Source organism: Nocardia sp. NPDC050435 (assembly GCF_040655395.1).
Lineage (GTDB): Bacteria > Actinomycetota > Actinomycetes > Mycobacteriales > Mycobacteriaceae > Nocardia.
Map to the genome: position 1 here is coordinate 189,484 of NZ_JBFAJW010000007.1, position 22,368 is coordinate 211,851.

17 protein-coding genes are annotated in these 22,368 nt (G+C 67.6%); 4 read left to right on the forward strand and 13 right to left on the reverse strand.

The annotated features are described in order from the left end of the window. Window positions 1-79 precede the first annotated feature (79 nt). Window positions 80-1,567 (forward strand): type VII secretion protein EccB, encoded by a 1,488-nt coding sequence (eccB, locus tag AB0I43_RS22410; protein ID WP_356973852.1) that lies wholly within the window; start codon window positions 80-82, stop codon window positions 1,565-1,567. Here eccB and AB0I43_RS22415 read toward each other — a convergent pair. The 4 genes from AB0I43_RS22415 to eccD all read right to left on the reverse strand — a co-directional run bounded on the left by AB0I43_RS22415 (window position 1,564) and on the right by eccD (window position 5,848). Then, window positions 1,564-2,043 (reverse strand): hypothetical protein, encoded by a 480-nt coding sequence (locus AB0I43_RS22415; RefSeq protein ID WP_356973853.1) that lies wholly within the window; start codon window positions 2,041-2,043, stop codon window positions 1,564-1,566. The two genes, eccB and AB0I43_RS22415, sit on opposite strands and share 4 nt — an antisense overlap. A 56-nt stretch (window positions 2,044-2,099) precedes the next feature. Next, window positions 2,100-2,855, reverse strand: coding sequence for a potassium channel family protein (locus tag AB0I43_RS22420; RefSeq protein WP_356973854.1), 756 nt, complete (start codon window positions 2,853-2,855; stop codon window positions 2,100-2,102). A gap of 114 nt (window positions 2,856-2,969) precedes the next feature. Further along, window positions 2,970-4,340, reverse strand: a complete 1,371-nt coding sequence (gene mycP, locus AB0I43_RS22425) for a type VII secretion-associated serine protease mycosin (protein ID WP_356973856.1) — start codon at window positions 4,338-4,340, stop codon at window positions 2,970-2,972. A gap of 41 nt (window positions 4,341-4,381) precedes the next feature. Further along, window positions 4,382-5,848 carry a type VII secretion integral membrane protein EccD gene (gene eccD / locus AB0I43_RS22430; RefSeq protein ID WP_356973857.1) on the reverse strand — a complete coding sequence of 489 codons (1,467 nt, stop codon included), beginning with the start codon at window positions 5,846-5,848 and terminating at the stop codon, window positions 4,382-4,384. Between the two features lie 254 nt (window positions 5,849-6,102). Here eccD and eccCa point away from each other — a divergent pair, with 254 nt between their 5' ends. The 3 genes from eccCa to AB0I43_RS22445 are packed head-to-tail and all read left to right on the forward strand — an operon-like array spanning window position 6,103 to window position 11,872. Beyond that, window positions 6,103-10,158 (forward strand): type VII secretion protein EccCa, encoded by a 4,056-nt coding sequence (gene eccCa, locus AB0I43_RS22435; protein ID WP_356973858.1) that lies wholly within the window; start codon window positions 6,103-6,105, stop codon window positions 10,156-10,158. Then, window positions 10,158-11,627, forward strand: a complete 1,470-nt coding sequence (locus tag AB0I43_RS22440; RefSeq protein ID WP_356973859.1) for a type VII secretion-associated protein — start codon at window positions 10,158-10,160, stop codon at window positions 11,625-11,627. The genes eccCa and AB0I43_RS22440 overlap by 1 nt, the downstream gene beginning before the upstream one ends. Before the next feature lie 32 nt (window positions 11,628-11,659). Next, a complete protein-coding gene (locus tag AB0I43_RS22445) occupies window positions 11,660-11,872 on the forward strand; it encodes an NUDIX hydrolase (RefSeq protein ID WP_356973860.1) in 213 nt (70 codons plus the stop codon). A gap of 19 nt (window positions 11,873-11,891) precedes the next feature. Here AB0I43_RS22445 and AB0I43_RS22450 read toward each other — a convergent pair whose 3' ends face one another. The 9 genes from AB0I43_RS22450 to AB0I43_RS22490 form a co-directional block, all read right to left on the reverse strand. After that, complete coding sequence (locus tag AB0I43_RS22450; RefSeq protein ID WP_356973861.1) at window positions 11,892-12,179, reverse strand: WXG100 family type VII secretion target; 288 nt, start codon at window positions 12,177-12,179, stop codon at window positions 11,892-11,894. Between the two features lie 35 nt (window positions 12,180-12,214). After that, window positions 12,215-12,547 carry a WXG100 family type VII secretion target gene (locus AB0I43_RS22455; protein ID WP_356973862.1) on the reverse strand — a complete coding sequence of 111 codons (333 nt, stop codon included), beginning with the start codon at window positions 12,545-12,547 and terminating at the stop codon, window positions 12,215-12,217. 407 nt (window positions 12,548-12,954) lie between these two features. After that, window positions 12,955-14,604, reverse strand: coding sequence for a protein kinase (locus tag AB0I43_RS22460; RefSeq protein WP_356973863.1), 1,650 nt, complete (start codon window positions 14,602-14,604; stop codon window positions 12,955-12,957). Between the two features lie 102 nt (window positions 14,605-14,706). Continuing rightward, window positions 14,707-15,933 (reverse strand): hypothetical protein, encoded by a 1,227-nt coding sequence (locus AB0I43_RS22465; protein ID WP_356973864.1) that lies wholly within the window; start codon window positions 15,931-15,933, stop codon window positions 14,707-14,709. Further along, on the reverse strand, window positions 15,930-17,249 hold the full coding sequence (locus AB0I43_RS22470; RefSeq protein WP_357432627.1) for a hypothetical protein: 1,320 nt from the start codon (window positions 17,247-17,249) through the stop codon (window positions 15,930-15,932). Before AB0I43_RS22470 ends, AB0I43_RS22465 begins: the two co-directional genes overlap by 4 nt. Beyond that, window positions 17,137-18,246 carry a hypothetical protein gene (locus tag AB0I43_RS22475; RefSeq protein WP_356973866.1) on the reverse strand — a complete coding sequence of 370 codons (1,110 nt, stop codon included), beginning with the start codon at window positions 18,244-18,246 and terminating at the stop codon, window positions 17,137-17,139. Before AB0I43_RS22475 ends, AB0I43_RS22470 begins: the two co-directional genes overlap by 113 nt. A gap of 155 nt (window positions 18,247-18,401) precedes the next feature. Beyond that, complete coding sequence (locus AB0I43_RS22480; protein ID WP_356973867.1) at window positions 18,402-19,562, reverse strand: hypothetical protein; 1,161 nt, start codon at window positions 19,560-19,562, stop codon at window positions 18,402-18,404. After that, window positions 19,559-20,755, reverse strand: a complete 1,197-nt coding sequence (locus AB0I43_RS22485) for a hypothetical protein (protein ID WP_356973868.1) — start codon at window positions 20,753-20,755, stop codon at window positions 19,559-19,561. The genes AB0I43_RS22480 and AB0I43_RS22485 overlap by 4 nt, the downstream gene beginning before the upstream one ends. A 92-nt stretch (window positions 20,756-20,847) precedes the next feature. Next, window positions 20,848-22,365, reverse strand: a complete 1,518-nt coding sequence (locus AB0I43_RS22490) for a serine/threonine-protein kinase (protein ID WP_356973869.1) — start codon at window positions 22,363-22,365, stop codon at window positions 20,848-20,850. Between the last annotated feature and the right edge of the window lie 3 nt (window positions 22,366-22,368).

Consider the following 22,368-nt stretch of genomic DNA (forward strand, 5'->3'; position numbering starts at 1 on the left):
TCCACCGGTCGAGCTGAACAAGACTCCCCGGGAACTGTACTGTGTTGCCCGGACGAGAGCACTGTTCGGGGGAGGAAAGATGCCTTCAAAGCCCACTACACGCTGGCAGGTGAGCGGTTACCGCTTCCTGGTCCGGCGCATGGAGCACGCGCTGGTGCGCCGGGACGTGCGCATGCTGCACGATCCGATGCGTTCGCAGTCCCGCGCGTACGCCGTCGGCCTGGTGCTCGGCATCGTGGTGCTGGCCGGCTGCGGCATCCTCGCGCTGCTGCGCCCGCAAGACAAGATCGGCTCCAACACCCTGCTGATCGGCAAGGAATCCGGCGGCGTCTACGTCGTGATCAACGACGTCGTGCACCCCGCGCTGAACCTCGCCTCGGCCCGGCTGGCCTCGGGGGAATCCGGCAAGGCGACCACGGTGAAGGAATCCGAGCTCGGCAAGAAGCCGCGCGGTCAGCTCATCGGCATCCCCGGCGCGCCCGCCGCGCTGCGGTTCGAGAAGGACGGCAAGGGCCGGACCTGGACGGTGTGCGATGTCCGGACCGGCGCGGGCAGCACCGATCTCACCACGACCGTCATGGCGGGCAACCCCGAATTGGGCGCCAAGGCCGCGGTCATGCCCGGCGACAAGGCGCTGCTGGTGCAGGCCAAGGACAAGACCTACCTGGTGTACGACAGCAAGCGGGCCGAGGTCGACATGACCGAGCGCGCGGTCACCGACGCGCTGGGCATCACCGGCGAGAAGGTGCAGAAGGTCAGTGAGGGCCTGCTGAACGCGATCCCCGAGGTGCTGCCGCTGAAGGCGCCGAAGTTCGACAACCTCGGCGGTTCGGTGTCCTACCCGATCAACAACCACCGCGTCGGCGACGTCGTCCAGGTGCCCTCCGAAGCCGACACCTTCTACGTGGTGCTGGCCGACGGCCTGCAGCCGGTCTCACGGCTGACCGCCGACATCATCCGCAACTCCAATCCCAAGATCTCCGACGACATCCGGATCAGCCAGGCCGAGCGCACCGGCGCCCCGGTGTCCAAGGCGCTGCTGGTCGACGAATACCCCAGGCTCGCACCCAGACTGGTGTCGCAGGATGATCAGCTCGTCAGCTGCATGTCCTGGAAGCCGATCCCGGAGGCCGCGGACAACAAGGACGGCAAGCGCGCCGATCTGAACATCCTCACCGGCGTGAAGCTGCCCATCCCGGACAACGCCAAGACCGTCCCGCTGGCGCAGGCCGACGGCTCCGGCGCCAACGCCGACTCCGTCTACATCCCCCCGGCCAGCGGCGCGTTCGTGCAGACCACCGGCATCGAGCCCGACAGCCGGCGCAAGGACAGCATGTTCTACATCGCCGACACCGGCGTGCGCTACGGCATCAAGAACGCCGACGCGCAGAAGGCCCTGGGCATGGACACCGATGCCGGGGTGAAGCCCGAGCCCGCGCCCTGGCCGATCGTCGGATTGCTCGCCAACGGGCCGACTTTGGGCCGTGAGGAGGCGATGGTCGCGCACGACGGCGTCTCGCCCGATCCGTCGCCGGCCAAGCAGACCGTCGGCAAGGCCAGCGGCTAGCGGCCGTGCGCTGTGGTGCGTTTCGCGACGCACCACAGCGTGAGCAGCGGGCAGAGCATCAGCAGCTCGGTGGCGGCGAAACTGGCCGGCGGATTGTAGAACGAGTCGTAGCGCAGCAGCGTCAAGACCAGCACCACCAGCTGCCCGAGCAGGACCAGCACGCAGGCCGCACCCACCAGGTAGCGGCCGATTCCGTAGCGCCGCACCGCGATCAGCAACGCGCCCAGCAGCAGCAACGCGGTGACGAGGGCGAAGGCGTAGGTTGCCACGACCAGGACCTGATAGGCGCTGAGCCCGAAGCCGCCGAGGTGAATGTAGGTGCCCCCCTGGAACTTCGGCCGCGTGGACTTGTCCCACGCCTCCATGGTCTCGAACGCCCAGAGCAAGGCGCCCAGGACGGCCAGCGTGACCGCCGCCGCCTGCCGCCCGGTCAACTGGCCGCGCCCGGCACTTGCCGTCGCTCCCACACTGCTCATGCCGAACCCCGCTCGCTAGCAACCACTTCGATCGTGGGCCCGGTTATCCTCGCACCTCAGGAGGTCGGCTGCGCTTGTTTCCCGTCGCGCAATTCCGCCACCTCGGTGCGCAGCGCGCGCACCTCCTGCACCAGCAGGGTGATCTCGCGGTCGGTGGCCTCGGCGGTGGCCTCGACGGCCTTCAGCTGATCCATCACCCAGCTGGTGGTGGTGCCGATCGCGAAACTGATCAGGCCGATGCCGAAGGTCATCAGCACCAGCGAGATCAACCGGCCCTCGGTGGTGACGGGGTAGACGTCGCCGTAGCCGACGGTCGTGACCGAGACCGCCGACCACCACAGCGCGTCACCGAAATTGGTGACCTTGCTGTCCGGCTGACCGTATTCCGCGTCGAAGAACGCCAGGCTGCACAGCGTGAGCGTCAACAGCGAGCTGGCGCCGACGAAAACGGCCATGCGCGCGCGGGTGAGGGTGCTGCGGTTCAAGGTGTCGAGCAACAGCAGCGCCGCACGCAGCAACCGCAGCGGGCGGAACGGCGGTAGCAGCACGATCAGCAACTCGACCGGATGTGAACGCAGGAAGCGCCAGCGATTGCCGGACAGCCACACCCGGATCGTGAAATCGGCCGCGAACAGGACCCAGATCGCGATATCGACCCGGGTCAGCCAGGTATCCAGCGTCGGCGAAGCCCCGGTGTCGAGCACGTGCCAGGCGTAGACGCCGAGAAACAACAGCGCCAGCGCCATCATCGGCAGACTGGTGGCCCGTTCCCACGCGCGCCGGCGGCTCAGGGGTGCGGAATTGTCGGACATGGGCGAACTACCTGCAATCGATCCGGCGCGGCGTCCGTCGCGCCGCTGACCAGACGGTACTGCCAGGTCACCGGCGATGGGCACGGAACCCCCGGGTTCCGTGCCCAGGCCGAGCTACTCGTCCCGGCTGACGCCGAACTTGCGGCGGATCGGGAACGACGCCAGGTAACCGAGGATCAGGGCCGCGGCGATGACGCCGGTGCCGATCAGGGCCACATTGCGGGCCGTATGGTCCGGCGGCTTCGGCGCTTTCGGCACCGCGAGCTGCTGGCTCTTGGCCGGTGTGGGCACCTTCGGCGGCAACTCGGCGGTCACGACCTCGGTCAGCGCCGCGATCGGGTCGACCGCGCCGTACCCGATGTACTTGTTCCAGCCCTCGGCCGGGGCGTGCGCAGTGGCCTGGATCCGCTTCATCACCTCGCGGGCGCTCAGCTCCGGGAACCGGGCCCGCACCAGCGCGACCACGCCGGACACGATCGGCGCCGCGAAACTGGTGCCGCTGATCGGCGACTGCTCCCCGCGCTCGTTCAGCTTGCCGATCGAGGTGCCCCACTGACCCTTGTCGTCCAAGATCGGATTGAGCGAGGTCATGTTCTCGCCGGGCGCGGCCACACTCAGCCACGGCCCGGCGACGGTGAACTTCGACGGTGCGCCGTTGGAGTCGATGGAACCCACCGACAGCACGTACTCGTCCCAGCGGGCCGGGGCGACATTGAGGCTGACATTGCTCCACGGATCCGCGGTGGGATTCAGCGGATCGATGACCTTGTTCTCGGTCTTGCAGGTATCCGTGTTGCCCGCCGCCGCGACGACGACCACGTCCCGTTCCACCGCGTACTGCAGCGCCGCGCCGAGCACGCCGTCCGCGTCGTTCTGCGGACCGCACCAGACCTCGGAGATATTGATGATCGTCGCGCCCTTGTCGACCGCGCGCACCACGGCCGAGGCCATGGTGCTGACGTAGCCGTAGCCCTCGGGCAGGGCGTCGGCGGGCTTGTCGCGCGAGGCGCCTTCCTTCTGATACTTGGTGCTGGTCTGGCGGATCGTCATGATCCGGGCCTCCGGGGCGACCCCCGCGAAGCCCTGACCCTCGACCTGCGAGGCCGCGATGATCCCGGCGACGAAGGTGCCGTGGGCGTCGCAATCCTCGGTGCCGTCACCGGGATTCGCGACGAAATCGCCCTCGGCCATCAGGCCGGGCAGCCGCGGATGCCGCACCACGCCGGTATCGATGACCGCCACGACCTGCCCCGCGCCCTTGGAGAACTTCCAGGCGCGCTCCAGATCCAGCGAGCGCTGCGCGGTCGGAATCGAGGTGCCCTCGCCGCCCTTGACGGTGCTGTTGCAGGTGCCGGTGGACGGACGCTCCGTCTTGTCCGGCGGGACGGCCGGATCGCCCGCCGGTCGCAGTGCCGGATTCACGGTCGGCGGCCGATCCGCCAGCGCCACACCGGCATCGGCCCCGATCCCGAAGGAAGCACTCAACCCCAGAGTGGCCGCGACCGCGACGACCCGTAGTGAACCCTTCACAGTCCGCGCACGAGCGAGTAGAGCGAGGCCACCCAGAACACCAGCGGCAGCACGGCGGCCACGAAGGCGTATTCGAGCAGTTCGACGCCGCGCCGCATCGGCGGCGTGGCCTCCTGGTTCGGGATGATGATGCCGAGGATCAGGGCCACCACCAGGATCAGCATGGCCGCGCCGAAGACGGCCAGCGGCATGTCCATTTCCAGGCTCGCGCCGACGAGCATGAGCAGCACGATGGACGCGCCGCCGACGATCAGCACCACCGCCTGCTCGGCGCCCGCGTAGGTGCGGCTGCGGAACATCAGCACGGCCGCGCACACCAGGGCCAGGGAGATGCCGGGCCAGTACGGACCGCCGGCCGCCGGGTCGGTGCCGGTGAGCGCGCCGACCACGGTGATCAGCGTGGTCGCGGTGACCAGGCCGCCGAGGTACATGCGGGCGCGTTCGGACTTCTGGCGCAGCGCCTCCATGGTGGGCAGCGCGCGATGGTCGTCCGGGTCGTCCTCGGTCGGGTCGATCGGGGTGCCGGGGGAGGGGACCGGGGGCAACGGCAGCTTCGAGAGCAGCATCGAGATGCGCGGCGAGAGCGACAGACCCGCGAGCCCGAGCGCGGCGGCCACCGCGCCGATCGCCTTGGTCGACTGATCGGTGAGCAGTCCGACCAGGGACGCGGGCACCGCGTACACCGCGAGGGTGGCCGCGCCGATGAACAGGGCCAGGCCGACGCCGGTCACGCGCCAGGCCAGGATCGCTGTCGCGCCCAGCAGCACCGAGCCGAGCAGCAGATGGGCCCAGCCGTAATGGTCGGGGACGTAGAGCATGCCCGCCGTGAACGCCGCCGGCAGCGCACATCCCCCGAGTACCAGTGCCGTCGCGGTGTCGCCGTACATGCGGCTGAGCACCATGCCCGCCACGACCAGCAGGATCGCGATGCCCAGGGCGATGGAGCCGCTGACCCACTCCGGCATCGCCTCGGGCGAGAGCAGCAGGCCGAGGCAGCCGACGATCATCGTCAGCGCGGCCAGGACCGATCCGGTGATCCGCGCGGTCTTGGGCGTCCAGCTGCGGTAGTGGTCGGCGTCGGCGATCGCGACGTTGTACATGATGTCGTCGAACAGCGGAACCGGCGCGGTCTGCGAGGCCGATTCCAGCATGAGTAACTCGCCGTCGCGCACCCCGTGCTCGCCGAGGCTGAGCGAGTTGGAGAACGGGGGATGACCGATGCGGGCGAGTACCCACTCGGCGGGCTCGAAGCGCTCGCCCTCGTTGTCGAAGTCGTTGGAACGGCTGTGCTGGGCGACCATGTCGACGACGCTGGGGATCACCAGGGCGACGGGAACGTCCACCGGGATCGCCATATCCACCTGGGTGTGTTTCGCCAGAATGGTGACTCGCGCCAGATCCGGCGCACGGACGATTCCGCGCGAGGAGTCTTCTTCGATGTGGTCAAGTCGCGCGTGCGTCAAGCTTCCCCCAAATCGGTCTAACCTCTGTCTTTCCGCAGGCTCGCACGCAGCAGGCGAGCTTGCGTACCCATCACCTGGGCAGCAGAATGCTGGTCGTACTCTACGACAGGTCGACGGCCGCCTCTACACTGAGGCCGAAGTCGCAAGCTTTTCAAGAGGGGGATTCGCTTCAGCATGAGCGAGCGCAGCGAGCGGTCGATAAACACAGCTACGCCAGTACTCTCGGCCGAGCCGAGCGCTAGCGAGGTTCGGTCGTGAGTACTGTCCGGTTTCAGAGGCGTGCGCGTCGGGAGATGCCACGTACACCCGGCGGCGAAGTCACGCTGCAGCCACCTCCCGAGATCCCCCGGGTGACACCGGGCAACCTGCTCGGCAAGATGATGCCGGTCGTCATGATCGTCGGCATGGTCGGCATGATGGCGCTGCTCATCACCAATCAGGGCGGTCTGGGCTCGATCGGCTCCAACCCGATGACCATGATGTTCCCGATGATGATGATGTTCTCGATGGTCGGCATGTTCGCCGGTCAGGGCGGGGGCAAGGGGCAGAAGGCGGCCGAGGCCAACGAGGATCGCAAAGACTATCTGCGCTACCTCGATCAGGTCCGCCGCGACGTCAACGAAACCGCTACGCAGCAGCGCGCTTCCGTGGAGTGGAGCCATCCCGAACCGGCGCTGATCTGGATGCTCGCCGGCACCAGCCGGATGTGGGAGCGCCGCGCCGGCGACAAGGATTTCTGTCACGCCCGCATCGGCATCGGCGGCCAGCGCCTGGCCACCCGCCTGGTCGCGCCGGAAACCGGCCCGGTCGAGGAGCTCGAACCCATCGCCGCGGTGTCGCTGCGGCGCTTCGTGCGCGCGCACTCCACGGTCCCCGATCTGCCCACCGCCATCGCGGTGAAGGGCTTCGCGACCATCGCGCTGGACGGCGACCGCGCCGAAGCCCGCGACATGACGCGCGCGATGCTGTTGCAGCTGTGCATGTTCCAGGCGCCCGACCAGGTGCTGGTCGCCATCGTCGCGGGCCCGGACACGGCCCGCGAGTGGGAGTGGACCAAGTGGCTCCCGCACACCCAGCACCCGGATGCCCAGGACGGCATCGGCACCCAGCGCATGTTCTACGGCTCCATCCGCGAAGCCATGGCCAGCCTGCACCCGCTGCTGGCCACCCGCGTGCGCTACTCGCGCAACCAGCCCGCCAACGCGAACCTGGTGCATATCGTCATCGTGGTCGACGGCGGCCTGCTCGAGGCCGAGGACGATCAGCTGCGCGAGTCCGGCTACGAGGGCGTCACCATCATCGACCTGTGCGGATACGCTCCGCGCCTGGCGGTTTCGCGCGGCATCAAGATGGTCATCGAGAATGGTGAGTGCATCGGCCGCGGCGCCACCGGCAACCAGGAACGTTTCGCCACCATCGACCGGATCAGCAGCCAGCAGGCCCAGCAGGTGGCCCGCCGCCTGGCGCCGTACCGGGCCGCCACGCAGAAGTCCAGCGACGTGGAATCCAGTGAGGCCGAGGTCATTTCGACCTGGGCCCAGCTGATGAGCCTGGGCGACATCGGCACCTTCAACCCCGAGCACGCCTGGCGTCCGCGCTACGGGCGGGAACGCCTGCGCGTCCCGTTCGGCGTCGGCGCCGACGGCCTGCCGGTGGAACTGGACATCAAGGAAGCCGCGGAGAGCGGCATGGGCCCGCACGGCCTGTGCATCGGCGCGACCGGTTCCGGTAAGTCGGAATTCCTGCGCACCCTGGTGCTCTCGCTGCTCGCGACGCACTCCCCGGACCAGCTCAACCTGGTCCTGGTCGACTTCAAGGGCGGCGCGACCTTCCTCGGCCTGGACGGCGTGCCGCACGTCGCCGCGGTCATCACCAACCTGGAAGAGGAAGCCGACCTCGTCGACCGTATGCGCGACGCGCTGGCCGGCGAGATGAACCGCCGCCAGGAAGTGCTGCGCCAAGCCGGCAACTTCGCCAACGTCTCCGAGTACGAGAAGGCCCGCGCCGCCGGCGCCGACCTGGACCCGCTGCCCGCGCTGTTCGTGGTGCTCGACGAGTTCTCCGAATTGCTCACCCAGCACCCGGATTTCGCGGAGCTGTTCGTGATGATCGGCCGCCTGGGCCGCTCGCTGCACGTGCACCTGCTGCTCGCCTCGCAGCGGCTGGAGGAGGGCAAGCTCAAGGGCCTGGAATCGCACCTGTCCTACCGGATCGGCCTGAAGACTTTCTCCGCCAACGAATCCCGCCAGGTGCTCGGCGTCCCCGACGCCTACAACCTGCCCGGCATCCCCGGTGGTGGTTACCTCAAGTCCGACTCGGGCGAGATCCAGCGCTTCCAGGCGTCCTATGTCTCCGGGCCCTACGTCGGCGGCGGTTCGCAGCGCGATGTCACCCAGGCGGGTGTCGCGGGCGGCGAAATCGACGTCAAGGCACGGCCTTTCACCGCGCACCACGTGGACTTCCGGGCCATCGACCGGGTGCCGCTGCCCACCTCGTCCGGCGCGGACGAGGAGACGGAGCACATCAACGAAGACGGCGAGCAGATCTCCAACGTCAACATGCTCGTCTCGCGCATCCGCGGCCACGGCCGCCCCGCGCACGAGATCTGGCTGCCGCCGCTGGACGAGGCGCCCACGCTGGACGTCCTGAACCCGCGCTCGATCCTGACCGGCGAGTACTCCGCGATCGCGAGCCTGCGCGCCCCGATCGGCATCGTCGACCGGCCCTACGATCAGCGCCGCGACAACCTCGTGGTGGACCTGTCCGGCGCGCGCGGCAACGTGGCGATCGTCGGTGGCCCGCAGTCCGGCAAGTCGACGGCCCTGCGCACGCTGATCATGTCGATGTCGATGACCCACACCGCCGAGCAGGTGCAGTTCTACTGCCTCGATTTCGGTGGCGGCACCCTGGCCAGCCTCGAGGGCCTGCCGCACGTCGGTTCGGTCGCGGGCCGCATGGACGAGGACAAGGTCCGGCGCACCGTCGCCGAGGCCACCGCCATCGTGCGGGCGCGCGAATTGCGCTTCCGGCAGTTGAACATCGAGTCGATGGCCGAGTTCCGGCGGCTCCGTTCGCTGGATCCGTCTTCCAGCCCCGCCGCCGCGGGCGCGCACGAGGACCCCTTCGGTGACGTGTTCCTGGTGATCGACGGCTTCGGCTCGATCCGCCAGGATTTCGATCCGCTCGAGCAGCCCATCATGAACCTGGCCGTGCAGGGTCTGTCCTACGGTGTGCACGTCGTCATCGCGCTGGCCCGCTGGGCCGAGGCCCGGCCCGCGCTCAAGGACCAGATCGGCACCCGCATCGAGCTGCGCCTCGGTGACCCGATGGACTCCGACTTCGGCCGTAAGTTCGCGGCCCTGGTCCCGCAGGGCCGCCCCGGCCGCGGTATGACGCCGGAGACCTTGCACATGCTGACCGGCCTGCCGCGCATCGACGGCAGCTCCGACCCGGAGACCTTGGGTCAGGCCGTGCAGGAAGCGGTTTCGACGATCGCCCGCCTCACCCCCGGCCGCCCGGCGCCCGCGGCGCGCATGCTGCCCGAGGTGCTGCACCGCGAGCAGCTGCTCGCGGCGGCCGGCAACTTCCCGTCCCAGATCGATCGGAGCCGCCGCAACATGCGGATTCCGATCGGCATCAACGAAGCCGAGCTGGCGCCGGTGTATCTCGATTTCAACGAGACGCCGCACTTCATCATTCTCGGCGACACCGAATCCGGGAAGACGACGCTGCTGCGCTCGATCATCGAGGGCATCGCGGCGGTCAACACACCGGACACCGCCCGATTCATCGTCGGCGACTACCGGCGCGGCCTGCTCGGCCTGATCCCCGAGGGGTACCAGGCCGGATACGGTTCCACCGCACCGAAGTTCACCCAGAACATGGCCGATCTGGCCGGGTATCTGGAGAAGCGGCAGGCCCCCGCCGACGTGACGCCGCAGCAGCTGCGGGACCGCGCCTGGCTCACCGGCCCGGAGCTGTACGTGATCATCGACGACTACGACCTGGTCGCCACGTCGATGGGCGACCCGGTCTCGCCGCTGGTCGAATACATCCCGCACGCCCGCGATGTCGGCTTCCACCTGATCATCGCGCGCCGCGCGGGCGGCGCCGGTCGCGCCATGTACGGCGGCGCGCTGGCGCGGATGAAGGATCTCGGTTCCGCGGGTCTGCTGATGAGCTGCCCGAAGGACGAAGGTGTGCTGCTGGGGACGGTGCGCCCGAGCATCCTGCCGCCCGGCCGCGGCACCTTCATCACGCGTAACGCCCAGGGCCTGATCCAGACCGCCTGGATGCCGCAGGCCGAGTGATGTCGCGAGTCGAACTGGTGGTGACCGACACCCGCGTGTGGGCTGTCGGTCCCGCCACCCACTGGAACGTGCCGCCCTCGATCGTGCTGGGCAGCAACGGAAATCTGGTCGTCGGTGAGTCGCTGGCGCCCCCGACCCAGGTGTCCTCCGCGGTGCAGTTCGTCCCCGCGGACCGCATCGCGCTGCTACCCCGGGTGCCCACGGTGGTCGAGTCGCTGACCCACATCGTCGGCACCATCTTCGACAACCTCGGCGTCGCCACCCCGTGCGATCAGGTCACGGTGGTCTGCCCGACCGAGTGGGGTTCGGCCCGCCGCGGCATGCTCGACGATGCCGTGCGGCGCTTCGCGCACGAGGTCGTGTTCGAGGACACCGCATTTCGCGCGGTTTCCGCCGACGAGGGCACCGCCCGCAGCCGCCGCACCGTGGTCGTGGAATTCGGCTCGGTGTCCACGACGGCGACCACCGTGGTGCGCAGTCATCAGGGCGTGCACATCGAATCCACCGAGTTCGAACCCGAACTCACCCTCGCGGGAAACGGGCTCGAACCGACCGCGCTGGATCGGCTGGGTGATCTCCTGGCCCGGCTGCTGGACGGCCGCCCCGCCGACGTCGTCCAGATCCTGGGCGTCGCCGACCCGGCCAAGCTCGACCTGATCAGGTCGGTTGTGCAACACAGCTGCGGACCAGAGGTGGATCTGCGGCCGATCTCAGGAGTGGACTTGGTACGCGGCCCGCAGCAGGTGGAGCCCGAGCGCCTCCCGGAGCCGCAGGCCCCGGTCATGCCGTCCAACGAATGGATGCAGCCGCTGCGCGAACGCGCGGCCGCCCAGCAGGCCCCGCAGCGCCGCAAGACCGCGCTGATATTCGGTTCTGTCGCAGCGGTTCTCGTCCTGGTGATCGGCGCCATCACCACCGTGGCGCTGCTGAGCGGCGGGAAAGACGAGGGCGATCCGGTCGCGCAAGTCACGACCAGTGCCGTAGCCGCCACCAGCGCCGCCCCGCCGCCCGGCCCCGGCCCCTCGGACAAGCCGGCCCCGCCCGGCCCGGAAGGCCAGGAGAAGTTCGGCCGCCTCAGCTTCGTCGGCCCCGACCTGTGGACCATCAAGCCCGCCGCCGACGGCAGCCGCGTCGAACTGACCCCGTTCGACGGCACCAAACAGCGCATCACGCTGACCCAGACCAAGGTCGCCCCCGGCGCCGGCTACGGCCAGGTCGCCGCCGACCTGGAATCGAAGATGAAGGCCAAGCCGAGCCTCAGCGACCTCCGCCGCGACGTCGTCTTCGGCGGCCGCTCGGGCCTGTCCTACCTGGAAAAGCCCGGCGACGGCTCCACCGTCCGCTGGTTCGTCCTGGTGGAATACGGCGTGCAGGCCAATATCGGCTGCCAGTACAAGGACAACGGCTGGGACCAGCTGAAGGAGACGTGCGAGAAGCTCACCGGCTCGGTGCATATCATGCCGGAGTAGTCGGCGGTGCCGGTCGAATAGTGTTGTGCGGCATGGACTCCGAACTCGCCCACTACGCAAGATCGCTGCCGCGCAAACGAATCGGCGCCGGCGCCTTGTTCGTCGACGAGTCGGATCGAGTGCTGCTCGTCGAGCCGACCTACCAGGACTACTGGGAAGTGCCCGGCGGCATAGTCGAGGCGGACGAGCCGCCGTATGCCGCCCCCGAGAACAACTCAGGCCCCCAGCATGAGCTGGGGGCCTGAATAGTGTTCTGAGCGGATGTCAGAAGAGGTTGGCCATGGCCTGGTCGGTGCTCTGCAGCTCCGAGTTACCGGTGCTGACCAGGGTGCCCGCGCCACTCAGGGTCTCGTTCAGCTGACGGACGTGGTTGTTCCAGGTGGCCTGGAACTGCTGCGCGGCCTCCTTGGCGGCACCACCCTGGGTCTGGAAGAACGCGTCGACCTTCGAGTGGAAGTCCTGGAGTTCCTGACCGATGGTCTCGGCGCGCTTGACGATCTGCTGCGCGCCGGCCTCGACACCCTCGAAATTCGCGGAGATAGGCTTGCTCATGTGTAGCTCCTAGTGAGTGAGAATAAGTCTGGAGATCAGAGCGCGGGCAGATCGAGGCTCGACATCTGAGCCTGGACCTTCGCGGCGTGGTCGTTGACGTTCTCGTCGAACGAGTTGCTCATCTTGAAGAGCTTGTCCGCGGTCTCCATGAGCTTGTCGTTCATCTTGTCGGCCTGCACGTAGTACCGCTCCATGAACGCGTTGAAGGCGTCACGCGCCGCGCCTTGCCAGTTGGCGCCGTTGGTGACGTTGTCCTCATCGCTCTTCAGCGTCCGGATCGAGGCCATCAGGCGATCGTGCTGCTCCTGGAACTCTTTCGCCTTCGCATTGATCTCATCAGTAGTTGCAACGAATTGCTGGTTACCCATCCGGGCTTCCTCCTCCTGCTCACTGTCAACATCCGAGGTGTCAGTTGACCGGTTTCATAATGTTGGACGCGTCCTGGGCCCGATCGGTTCCATCCAGTTCCAAAGAGATTTGGCGGAGGTTGTCGCGGCTCGTGGCCCGGCGCGAAAGTCGACCAGCTACACCGAGGACGGGGGTCTAGATGAGATCCCCCCGGACATCTCGACCGCGGTGCCGTCGCATCGGTCGCTAGCCAGCGCGTGATCCCCTCCTTCCCCCTGCTCGCTACAACTTGTCCGCGAGTGGGCTGGCTGGGGCTTACCCTACCGAATGCGATCTCCTCGCGCTACAGCGATTACCGAGCGCAATAGCCGCTATCCCCAGGTCACCGACTCGTGGCCAGGATAGCGGCGCGAAGCGCGGGGGAGGTCTACTTCACCACTTTGGCGATTACCGGGACGAGCTTGTCGGCCAGCACGCCCTGCGACTGATCGGTCCAGACCTGGAATGCCTGTACCGTGCTCAACTCGTCCACGACCACGACCTTCGCGGAGCTGTTGGCCAGGCCGGTCGGCAACCCGCGGAAGCCGCCGTTTCCAGCGTCCTTGTCGGTGCGGAACACGACGATCACTTCGGAATCGACATCGGACGAAGAGCCGGTGACCGACACCTGCCGAGGCGATTTCTCGTCTCCGACGGCCTTGTACTTCGTGCTGTACCGGAATCCGATATCGGTGAGGAATTTGGCCTGTGAACTCGGATTGAGCACCACGGACAAGGTCGCGTTCCCGTAATTGAACGCGGTGACCGTCTTGCCTTCGAATGCCGGGTTCTGCTCGCGAATATCGGCAAGCGTGCTACCCCCGCCGCCCGGCGAGCCGCCCCCTCGGGTGAGGAAGAAGGTGCCCGCCGCGATCGCGAGTAGAGCAACCACACCGAGGACGACGGGCAGCAGCAATTTCCGTGAACGCGACGAAGATCCGGAATGGCCGTTGCGGGCCGTCGTCACCAGGGACTGATCTGTTTTCTCGGTGGCCGCCCGATGAGCGGCGCGCGGGTCGGTCGGAGGCGGCGCCGAGTTGTACGGGGGAACCGGTGTGTGCGGCTCGCGGTAACCGGGAACCGGCGTGTGCGGCTCGGTCGGATGCCCGGCCGCCGGACTCCAGGTGTTGGAATACGACGGCAGCGTCGCGCGCGGATCGGTCTCGTAGCCGGGCGCGCGGTGATGAGCGGGCGTGCCGTACAGCGCGGCCTGCGCGTCCACTACGAATTCGCGACAGGTCGCGTACCGGTCGGCCGGGTCCTTGGCCATGACTTTCTCGATCACGCCGTCGAGTGCCGGCGGCAGCCCGGGCCGGGCCGCGCTGATCTTCGGCGGTGGCTCGTGCAGGTGACCCATCATGACTACCGCCGGCATGGTCGACGGGTACGGGTTCTGGCCCGTCACCAGCCTGAAGAAAGCGCAGCCCAGGCTGTAGATGTCGGCGCGCGGGTCCAGACTGGTGCCGACCAGCTGCTCGGGCGGCGCGTAGGCCACCGTCGCCATGAAGTTTCCGGTCTGCGTGAGATCCTGCCCGTCTTCGGCGGACTTGGCGACGCCGAAGTCGGTGAGCAGCACCCGCTCCTCGTCGCCCTCCTCGGGCGCGGAGAGCAGAAAGTTGGCGGGCTTCACGTCGCGATGCAGCAGCCCGCGCCGGTGCGCGTAGTCCAAGCCCTTGCCGACCTCGGCGACGATTCGCAACGCGCGCTGCGGCGTCATGACCGAGGGCCCCTTCTTCGCCTCCTCGGCGGCGTCGGTGCCCTCGATGTACTGCATCGCGATCCAGAGCTGGCCGTCCTCCTCGCCACGGTTGTACACCGCGACGATGTTCGGATGGTCCAGTCCTGCGGCAAGATTGGCTTCCCGCTCGAACCGCGCGCGGAATTCGGCGTCCTCGGACAGCTCGGAGCTGAGTACCTTCAAGGCGTCGCGCCGGGGGAGGATCGGGTTCTGAGCCAGATACACCGTGCCCATGCCGCCGCTACCCAGCTGCTGAATAACCCGGTACCCACCCACGATCGCGCCGGGCCGCAACGCCATTCGGTCCTCCTAAACGATGTCGAACGCGCCGAGCACGAGCGCTCCGGAGAAATCTAGCAAGCCGCTGCCCCGGATACGACTCGCTATTCGGGCCGCGCTCGATCAGGCAGTGGTCAGCAGGGCGAACTGCGCGGAGATCTTCTGGTGCAGGTCTTGCAGTTGCTTGCTGCGGGCTTGGACGATGTAGCGGTCGATCCGCAGCATGCACAGGTGCCCGGCCAGCCTTTTGTCTTCGCCGGAGCCGGTGTATTCGGCGCGGCACTCGGCATTCTCCGCGAGGCCGGTGGGTGGATCGACGAGTTTTTCGTTCTCCTCGAGGTCTTTCGACAGCTTCCATTTGTCCCAGAGCGCGTCGATGCCCTTGGCGGTCCGACCGCGGAAAACCACGGCGTCGCCGAAGGAGACGAACTCGATCTCACTGTCGGTCAGCGTCGGCAAGGTATTCGGGTCCGCACGGGCGAACAGCGTCATGGCACCGCGGCCGGTGTAGAAGCCGTCCGGTTCCGCGCGGTTCGGGAACTCCGGATTGCTGGGTAGCGTGCGCCCCAGCACACCGGGCGGATCGAGGGGGACGCGGAGGAGCTCCGCGGCCGGCGTCGGCTGGAACTTGTCCAGCAGTGGCAGCTGCGCGTCGACCATCCGCTCGACGTGCCCGATCAGCGCGGGCAGATCGGGCGCCGTGGTGTCGTCGGTGACCTTGACGAACACCACATACCGATCATGGACGGTCCAGGAACCGATCGAGGAGACACCCGGCCGCCAGTGCGCGGTGGTGCCGGGCCTGGCGATGGCAACCGGCTGATTCTCCCGGTTATAGGTGAAGTCGTCGTGTTCCAGCGCCGGACCCACCTCCTGTGCGGTCGCGGCGTCCGGGAACATCAGCACGGCGATATTCGCCGTGCGACGCTTGTCTTCGCCATTGGGGGCGGTGCTCCAGGCATTGACCCAGCCGGACACCAATGCCTGGGCCACCTCGTCGAAGGTGTCGTTGATGACCAGATTGCCGAGCGTCTTGCGGTTCAGCACGATGTGCGACCGCAAACCCCAGGAGTCCTCGACATAGGCCGGATCGGCCTCGTACGGCAGGAGGACGAAATCGGCCAGGCGCTGCGCTTCGCGCGCCCGAGCTTGCTTCTCGTTCTTGGCGTTTCCGATGTGCCGGGGCTTGGACTGATAGTTGCCGACATCGATTTTCGACAGGTCGGGTTGGAGGCGGACCGCGGTGCCGGGCACCTCCGAGCCGCAGGCGACGGCCCCGGCGATCAGGGCCGCGGCCATGAGCAGCGCTCCGGCGGCTCTGGCCGGTTTCGATCCGTTGGTGAGCTTCATGCGTCCCCGTAGGCAAGTAGCTTGTACTGTGCGGCGGCCTTCTGCTGGAGTTCCTGGACGTTCTTCCCGGCGACCTGCGCGACGAGCTTCCCGTAGGTGGGGAAGCAGGTCGGAGGGTAGCGGTCGGCACCGAAGCTCATCGGTTTGGTTGTCACACAACGGACTCCGGGCATATTCGGCGGGCTGTCCATCGGCTGCCAGCCTTCCGAGCGCTGATCGATCAGCGCCGACACCAGGCGGGCCGCGGCGGCCGAATCCCGGGTCCGATAGATCCGCGATTGCGCGTACGCGACGAGATCGACTCCGGCATCGTCGAACGCGGCCTTGGTCAACGCCGGCCGCATATCGAAATGCAGCGCGGTTTGCGGCGGCATGATCGCGGACTGATCCCACTGCTTGTTGCGCTGCTGTTGCGTATCCCAGGGCAAGGTCCGGCTCAGTAGCCCATCGGTGTCCATCGGCAACGACCCGAGTTGGTCGGCGGGTGTCGGCGTGTAGCCCTTCAGACGTTCGGTCTGCCCGGCGAAGGCGTGCCGCACCAATCCGAGGAGCGCAGCCAAGTCCGGCGGGTCGTTGGCAGGGTCCCCGATGTGGACGTACAGCACCATCGCGTCCTGCGTCAGCCAGGCGTCCATGTACTTCTTGCTCGCGGACCATTTCGCGCGAGCCTGCGGGAAATCGGGCACCTGGAGAGTTTCCCCGGGCAGATTCGTGGCTTGCCGGTCGGCGATCCGAAGTGTCGCTGCCGCGGCCTGGGCGGCATCCGGAAAGCGCAGCGCCGTCATCTCGATATAGCTACTGAGCAGGGGTGAGATCTGTCGCCGCTCGGCGCTGGTATCGGCGCCGGCGATGAATCCCGCTGACAGCTCCCGGACTTCCTCCGTGCTCAGCGAATGGATTTCCGGCAGGGTGCTGGCGGTGACGCGCCGTTCGGGAGACACCAACCGTTGATAGGGGTACCTGCCGTCGATCTCGAACGGCAGGGCCATGGAGTTGCTGATCCGTACGTCCTCGAGTGCGACACCGGTCAGTTGCGTCCGGGTCTTCTCGACATCCCAGGGCATGGCTTGAAAGTTTCCGGAATCGATTTTCGTGACATCGATGCCGGGGCTGGATGTGTTGTCGTCGCCTCCGCAACCGGCGGTCGACAGCGTGGCGGTGGCCATGGCGAGGACGAGGAACTTTCGTAGGCGCACGGCGTCCTCACTCACTGTTCGCGAGAATCGAGTACTGGGCAGCGGCGCGCTGATAGAGATCCGGATTGACGCCGCCGCCGATTCTCGACTTCGTGAAAACCAGCGCGACATATCGGCCACGGATCACAGCGCACATCTCATCGAAGTTCCGAATCTCGTCGACCACGTCCAGCCGGATGCACCGGGTATCGGGCAGGCCGGGCGGTGCCGGTAGTACCTCGTCGTTCTTTCCGGTCTTCACCAGAACGGATTGCAAGTGGTACGCGCCCGGGAGATCGCGGGTGCGATACACGATCCCGCCCCGGCGGCCGATCAGGTCGACCCCACTCGCTTCGAACGCCGCCTTCACGGCGAGTGGATTGCGTTCGTAGTGCAGTTCCGCGGCGGGGGACATGGCGCCGAAGTCCCATTTCACGAGGAATGGGTCGCTGTTGTCGGGAGACTTCGGCAGGGCGCGCCGGAGGATGCTGTCCGGATCGATCGGGATATCCAGCAGATCGTCGAACGGCATGGGCCGGAAATCTCGCAGCAGCGTGAGCTGCCGGTCGATCGTCTTCTTGACCACCGTCGCGAGCGCCGCTGGATCCGGCTGGGGCACACCCGCGTTCACGAGAACGACGAAATTGTCGCGGGGCATGAACGTCAGCGACGTGACGTCGTCGGCGGAAGAAGTGCGTGCTTCGGGGTATCCCTCGATCACGAGCGGGTGCCGATTGTTCTCGGCGTTGGTGATCGCATCGAAGTCCGCCGCCGCCTTCTGGCTCTGCGCGGCCGTGGGAAACCGCAGTAGCGAGATGATCAGCTTTTTCCGTTTGCGCAGGCTTTCGTTGATGCGGGACACGTAGGCCCCGACCAGGAGGTTGTTGTCGACAGCGGCGGGTTGGTATTTCTCGGGGAGAACCGAGAGATCCCAGGGCGAGGTCGCGTGGGTGAAGAGCTCTACCGTGCCGACCTCGGAGATCTCGCTGTCGATATCGGTCGGCAGGGCCAGATTGTTGAGCATCCGGCGGGCCTCGAGCCGGCGGAGATCTCCGATGGTGTTGATATCCGGGTCGAATTCGCTCGGTTCCCGTAGATGCGGTCCGGTCTTGAGAATCGCCAGATCGACCGGTGTCATCGCGGGTTGCGGATTGCCCGCGACCGTCACAGCCGAGCAGCCCACCCCGGCGACGAGGACAACGGCGAGTAGCGCCGGTAGCCTCCCTCGGCCCCTTCCCCCGAATACCACTCTCCCCCTCCTTCCAGATCTCGCCGCGATCTTACGTGACCGCCCTACCGCCCGTGTACCAGCAGTTTGTACTGTGCGGCGAGCCTCTGGTTCAGGTCTTGCGGCTGTGCGGCGACGACTTCGGCCAGCAGATGTTCATAGGTCAGGTAGCAGGTGAGGCTGACGCCGATGCGTTTCTTGAAGCACTTGGCGTCGGGCAGGCCGGGTGGGCTGTCGTAGGGGGCGAAGTCGGTGGGGACGGCGGCGGTGAGGGCGGCGAGCAGGCGCTGGGCGGCCGCGGGGTCGCCGGTGCGGTAGAGCTGGGAGCCGGCGGTGGCGATCAGGTCGACCCGGGCGTCGGTATAGGTGCGGCGCATGAGGTCGGGGCGGGTGCGCAGGTGGAGTTCGGCGGCGACGGGGTAGACGCCGGTGGGGTCGTCGTAGGTGCCGGGCTTGTCCACCGGGAGGGTGCGGGCGAGCAGGCCTTCGGGATCGACGGGGAGGTCCGGCAGTTTGTCGACGGGAGTGGGGGTGTAGCCCTTCAGCAGTTCGAACTGTTTGTCCAGGAACCGTTTGGCGGTGTCGAGCAGGGGAGCGGGATCGGGTGGGACCGCCAGAGCGTTGGAGACGTAGATCTTGACCAGCAGGTCGCCGCGGGCGATCCAGCTCTCGACCGCGTCGAACTGGGTGTGGAAGGTCTGGCCGGGGTAGCCGGGGATCTCCAGTGGGCCTTTCGGCGGGTACTTCTTGTGCGTCTCGCCGGGGAGGACGTTCATCGCGTGCGTCGCCTGCTCCGCGGAACCGAAACGCAGCAGCGATAATTCGACGTTGAGGCCGAGGTGGGCCTGCGTGCGGCGCGAGCCCTTGGTGCGCCAGCCGGCGATGAGCCCGGGGACGACCTCGGCGAATTTGTCGTTCGGGTCGACCCAGCCGACCGGAGGATGCTGCGCGGTCAGCTTTTTCGTGCCGGCGGTACCGAAGACCAGGCGGTTGTCCAGGTCCATCGGCAACGGTACGAAGCCGGCCAGACGAATGGCTTCCTGAATCGCGCCGGTTTCGGGAGTCCGTTCCTTCTCCAGGTCGCGGGGGACCGTTGGATAGTTTCCGTGATCGAGTTTCGATGGTGCGGCCGGGCCGCCGGCGTCGGAACCGCTGCCGCCGCATCCGGCGAGCAGGCTGAGGACGACCGCGCTCGCGAGCGCGACCCGGAGCGAGCGGGCGCTCATTCGCTCTTCGCCAGGATCGAATACTGCGCGGCGGCACGTTGATAGAGGGTGGCGTCGAATCGGTCGCCGCCTCTGCCCTTGGAGCCGACGACCGCGACGTAGCGGCCGTACACCACGGCACACAGGTACTCCAGGCTCAGGATGGGTTCCTCGGCATCGAGTTTCACGCATCCGGCGTCGGCGAGCGGCGGGGGACGGTCGATGATCTCGTCGTTGCGGCCCAGGCGCAGCAGCACCTGCTGGAGGTGGAAGGCGGCGGCGAGATCTCTGGTGCGGTACACGGTTCCGGCGTTCTGGGCGACGAGATCGACGCCGTCGTCTTCGAAGGCCTGCTTCAGTTCCGCGCCGCCGCGTTCCAGGTGCAGGTGCGCCGACGGTTCGTAGACCGCGACGAGTTCCGCGCGCACGTCGAAATCGCTCTCTTCCTTGGCCGGCGGGAGTGCGCGGCGCAGCATCGCGTCGGGATTGAGGGGAAGGTCGAGGATGTCGTCGACCGGAGTCGGGGTGAACCGGTCGAGCTTCGCGAACTGCAGATCCAAGGTCTTCTTCAACTGCGTGCCCAGAGCCCTCGGATCGGCCACCGGCAGCGTGGCTTTGGCCATCACCACGACGGGGCCGCGGGCGGCGTAGAGGTAGCCGCGCGTGTCGTCGGCCGAGCTGGCATGGATGTCGCTGTAGCCGTCGACGGCGATCGGGTGGCGGCCGGGCTGGAGTTCCTCGGTAGCCGCAGCCATTTCGGCCGCGGCGGTGCGCGCCAACGCCTCGGTGGGAAAGCGGAGCAGGCCGACGGTCAGGATCTTCAGGGTGCGCACCTGATTGTTGGAACGGGTGGTGAAGGCCCCGGCGATCAGGTAGTTCCGCTCCCAGACCGGCTTGAAGGCCGGCGGCATCGCGCCGGTGTTTTCACTGAACAGCCCACTGCTGCCGGCATCGAGCAGCCGGGTGTCCATGAGCGTGGCCAGTTCGGCGTCCACCTCGTAGGGCGCGGCGAGATAGCCCAGCATGCGCCGGGATTCGATGGCGAAGACCTCGCTCTTGGTGTCCGGCGCGGACACCGTATCGACCGGCTTGCCTTCGAACGCGCCGATATTCAGCCGGGCCAGATCGACCGGGGACATGCCGGGTAGCGCCTGCCCCGGCACCGTCGCGCATCCGGAAACCAGCAGGGCGAGCGCGGATCCCCAAATCCGCACGCCCCTACGCCATCCCCTCGGCACGACGCTCCTCCCCGCTCGCTCGTTCAGCTGCCGCGATCCTACTGGAATCGCGGACCCGGCAGCGGCGGCTACTGCACGCCCGCTTTCAGTACCGGAACCAGCTTGTTCAACAGCACCTGCTCGGAATCCGAGGACCAGTAGCGCAGGGCGTTGACCGCCTGCGCGTCATCGAGGACCAGCACCGTCGCCTTCGCGGTGAGCAGGCTGTGCGGCAGACCGAGCAGACCGCCGCCCCCGGCGCGGGCGTCGCTGCGCACGGCGAGGATGTAGCCGCCGGTGACGGCGTTGAAAGCGGTGCTGATCTGGTCCTTGGGGATCGCGCGCGGCGACTTCTCGTCGCGTCGCGGCGCGAAATACTGGTTGTAGACGAAGCCGAGCTCGCCCAGGAAACCGGCCGGGGCCGTGCCCTGCAGGAACACGCCCAGGTCGGGTTCGTCTTCGCGGCCGGTTCCGGTGATGTCGACCATCAGGATCGGGGTGCCCGCGAATTTCGGATTATCGCTGCGTGCTTGCTCTTTCGGCGGCAGCGTGCTGACCGGGCGGGTGGTCGAGGGCGGCGCCGCGGTGGCGGCGCCGGAGCTGTCCCGGCCGGCGAGCCAGATTCCGCCGCCGACCGCCAGAACGACCACGACGGCGGCCGCGGTGATCGCGAGCCACCGGCCCGTCCGCGCGGGCTCGGGCGTCCAGCGATCAGTGACGGCTCCCGGCGCTGCCTGCACCGGAAAAGTCGGCGCGGTGTGGAGGGGCGCCTCGCCGCCGAGCGCGCGGGCGGCGGCGTCGGTGAATTCCCGGCAGGTGGCATATCGCTCGGCCGGATTCTTGGCCATCGCCCGCGCGAACACGTGGTCCAGCGCGACGGGCAACCCCGGGTTCGCGACGCTCACCCGCGGCGGCGGCTGCTGCAGATGGCCCATCATCACCATCGCCGGTTGCGTGCCGGGGAACGGGTTCTGGCCGGTCAGCAGCTTGTACAGCGAGCAGGCCAGGCTGTAGATGTCCGAGCGCGGATCCAGATGCTCGCCGGAGAGCTGCTCGGGTGAGGCGTAGGCGATGGTGGCCAGGAAGGTGCCGGTCCGGGTGAGCTCGCCGGCGTCGTCGGCGGATTTCGCCACCCCGAAATCGGTGAGCAGCACCCGTTCCTCGTCGCCGTCCTCGTGCGCGAGCAGGAAGTTGGCCGGTTTGATATCGCGGTGCAGCAGACCTTTCCGGTGCGCGTAATCCAGACCTTTGCCGACCTCGGTGATGATCCGCAGCGCGCGAACGGGATTCATCGAGCGCGGGTCGCGTTCCAGGACCGCGGCCACATCCGTGCCGCGCACGTACTGCATCGCGATCCACAGCTGGCCGTGTTCCTCGCCTCGGTTGTACACCGAGACGATGTTCGGATGATCCAGCCCCGCCGCGAGATTGGCCTCGCGCTCGAATCGGGCCCGGAATTCGTCGTCGGCCGTGTGCTCCGCGCTGAGCACCTTGATGGCGTCGGTGCGGGGGAGCGTGGGATGCCGGGCCAGGTAGACCGTACCCATGCCGCCGGCGCCGAGTATCCCCTCGATCCGGTAGCCGCCGACGACGGTGCCTGGGCGCATTGT

Coding starts and splice junctions, on each gene's coding strand:
- eccB (WP_356973852.1), top strand. CDS start 80: ATGCCTTCAAAGCCCACTACACGCTGGCAGGTGAGCGGTTACCGCTTC.
- AB0I43_RS22415 (WP_356973853.1), bottom strand. CDS start 2,043: ATGAGCAGTGTGGGAGCGACGGCAAGTGCCGGGCGCGGCCAGTTGACC.
- AB0I43_RS22420 (WP_356973854.1), bottom strand. CDS start 2,855: ATGTCCGACAATTCCGCACCCCTGAGCCGCCGGCGCGCGTGGGAACGG.
- AB0I43_RS22440 (WP_356973859.1), top strand. CDS start 10,158: ATGTCGCGAGTCGAACTGGTGGTGACCGACACCCGCGTGTGGGCTGTC.
- AB0I43_RS22445 (WP_356973860.1), top strand. CDS start 11,660: ATGGACTCCGAACTCGCCCACTACGCAAGATCGCTGCCGCGCAAACGA.
- AB0I43_RS22450 (WP_356973861.1), bottom strand. CDS start 12,179: ATGAGCAAGCCTATCTCCGCGAATTTCGAGGGTGTCGAGGCCGGCGCG.
- AB0I43_RS22455 (WP_356973862.1), bottom strand. CDS start 12,547: ATGGGTAACCAGCAATTCGTTGCAACTACTGATGAGATCAATGCGAAG.
- AB0I43_RS22460 (WP_356973863.1), bottom strand. CDS start 14,604: ATGGCGTTGCGGCCCGGCGCGATCGTGGGTGGGTACCGGGTTATTCAG.
- AB0I43_RS22465 (WP_356973864.1), bottom strand. CDS start 15,933: ATGAAGCTCACCAACGGATCGAAACCGGCCAGAGCCGCCGGAGCGCTG.
- AB0I43_RS22475 (WP_356973866.1), bottom strand. CDS start 18,246: ATGACACCGGTCGATCTGGCGATTCTCAAGACCGGACCGCATCTACGG.
- AB0I43_RS22480 (WP_356973867.1), bottom strand. CDS start 19,562: ATGAGCGCCCGCTCGCTCCGGGTCGCGCTCGCGAGCGCGGTCGTCCTC.
- AB0I43_RS22490 (WP_356973869.1), bottom strand. CDS start 22,365: ATGCGCCCAGGCACCGTCGTCGGCGGCTACCGGATCGAGGGGATACTC.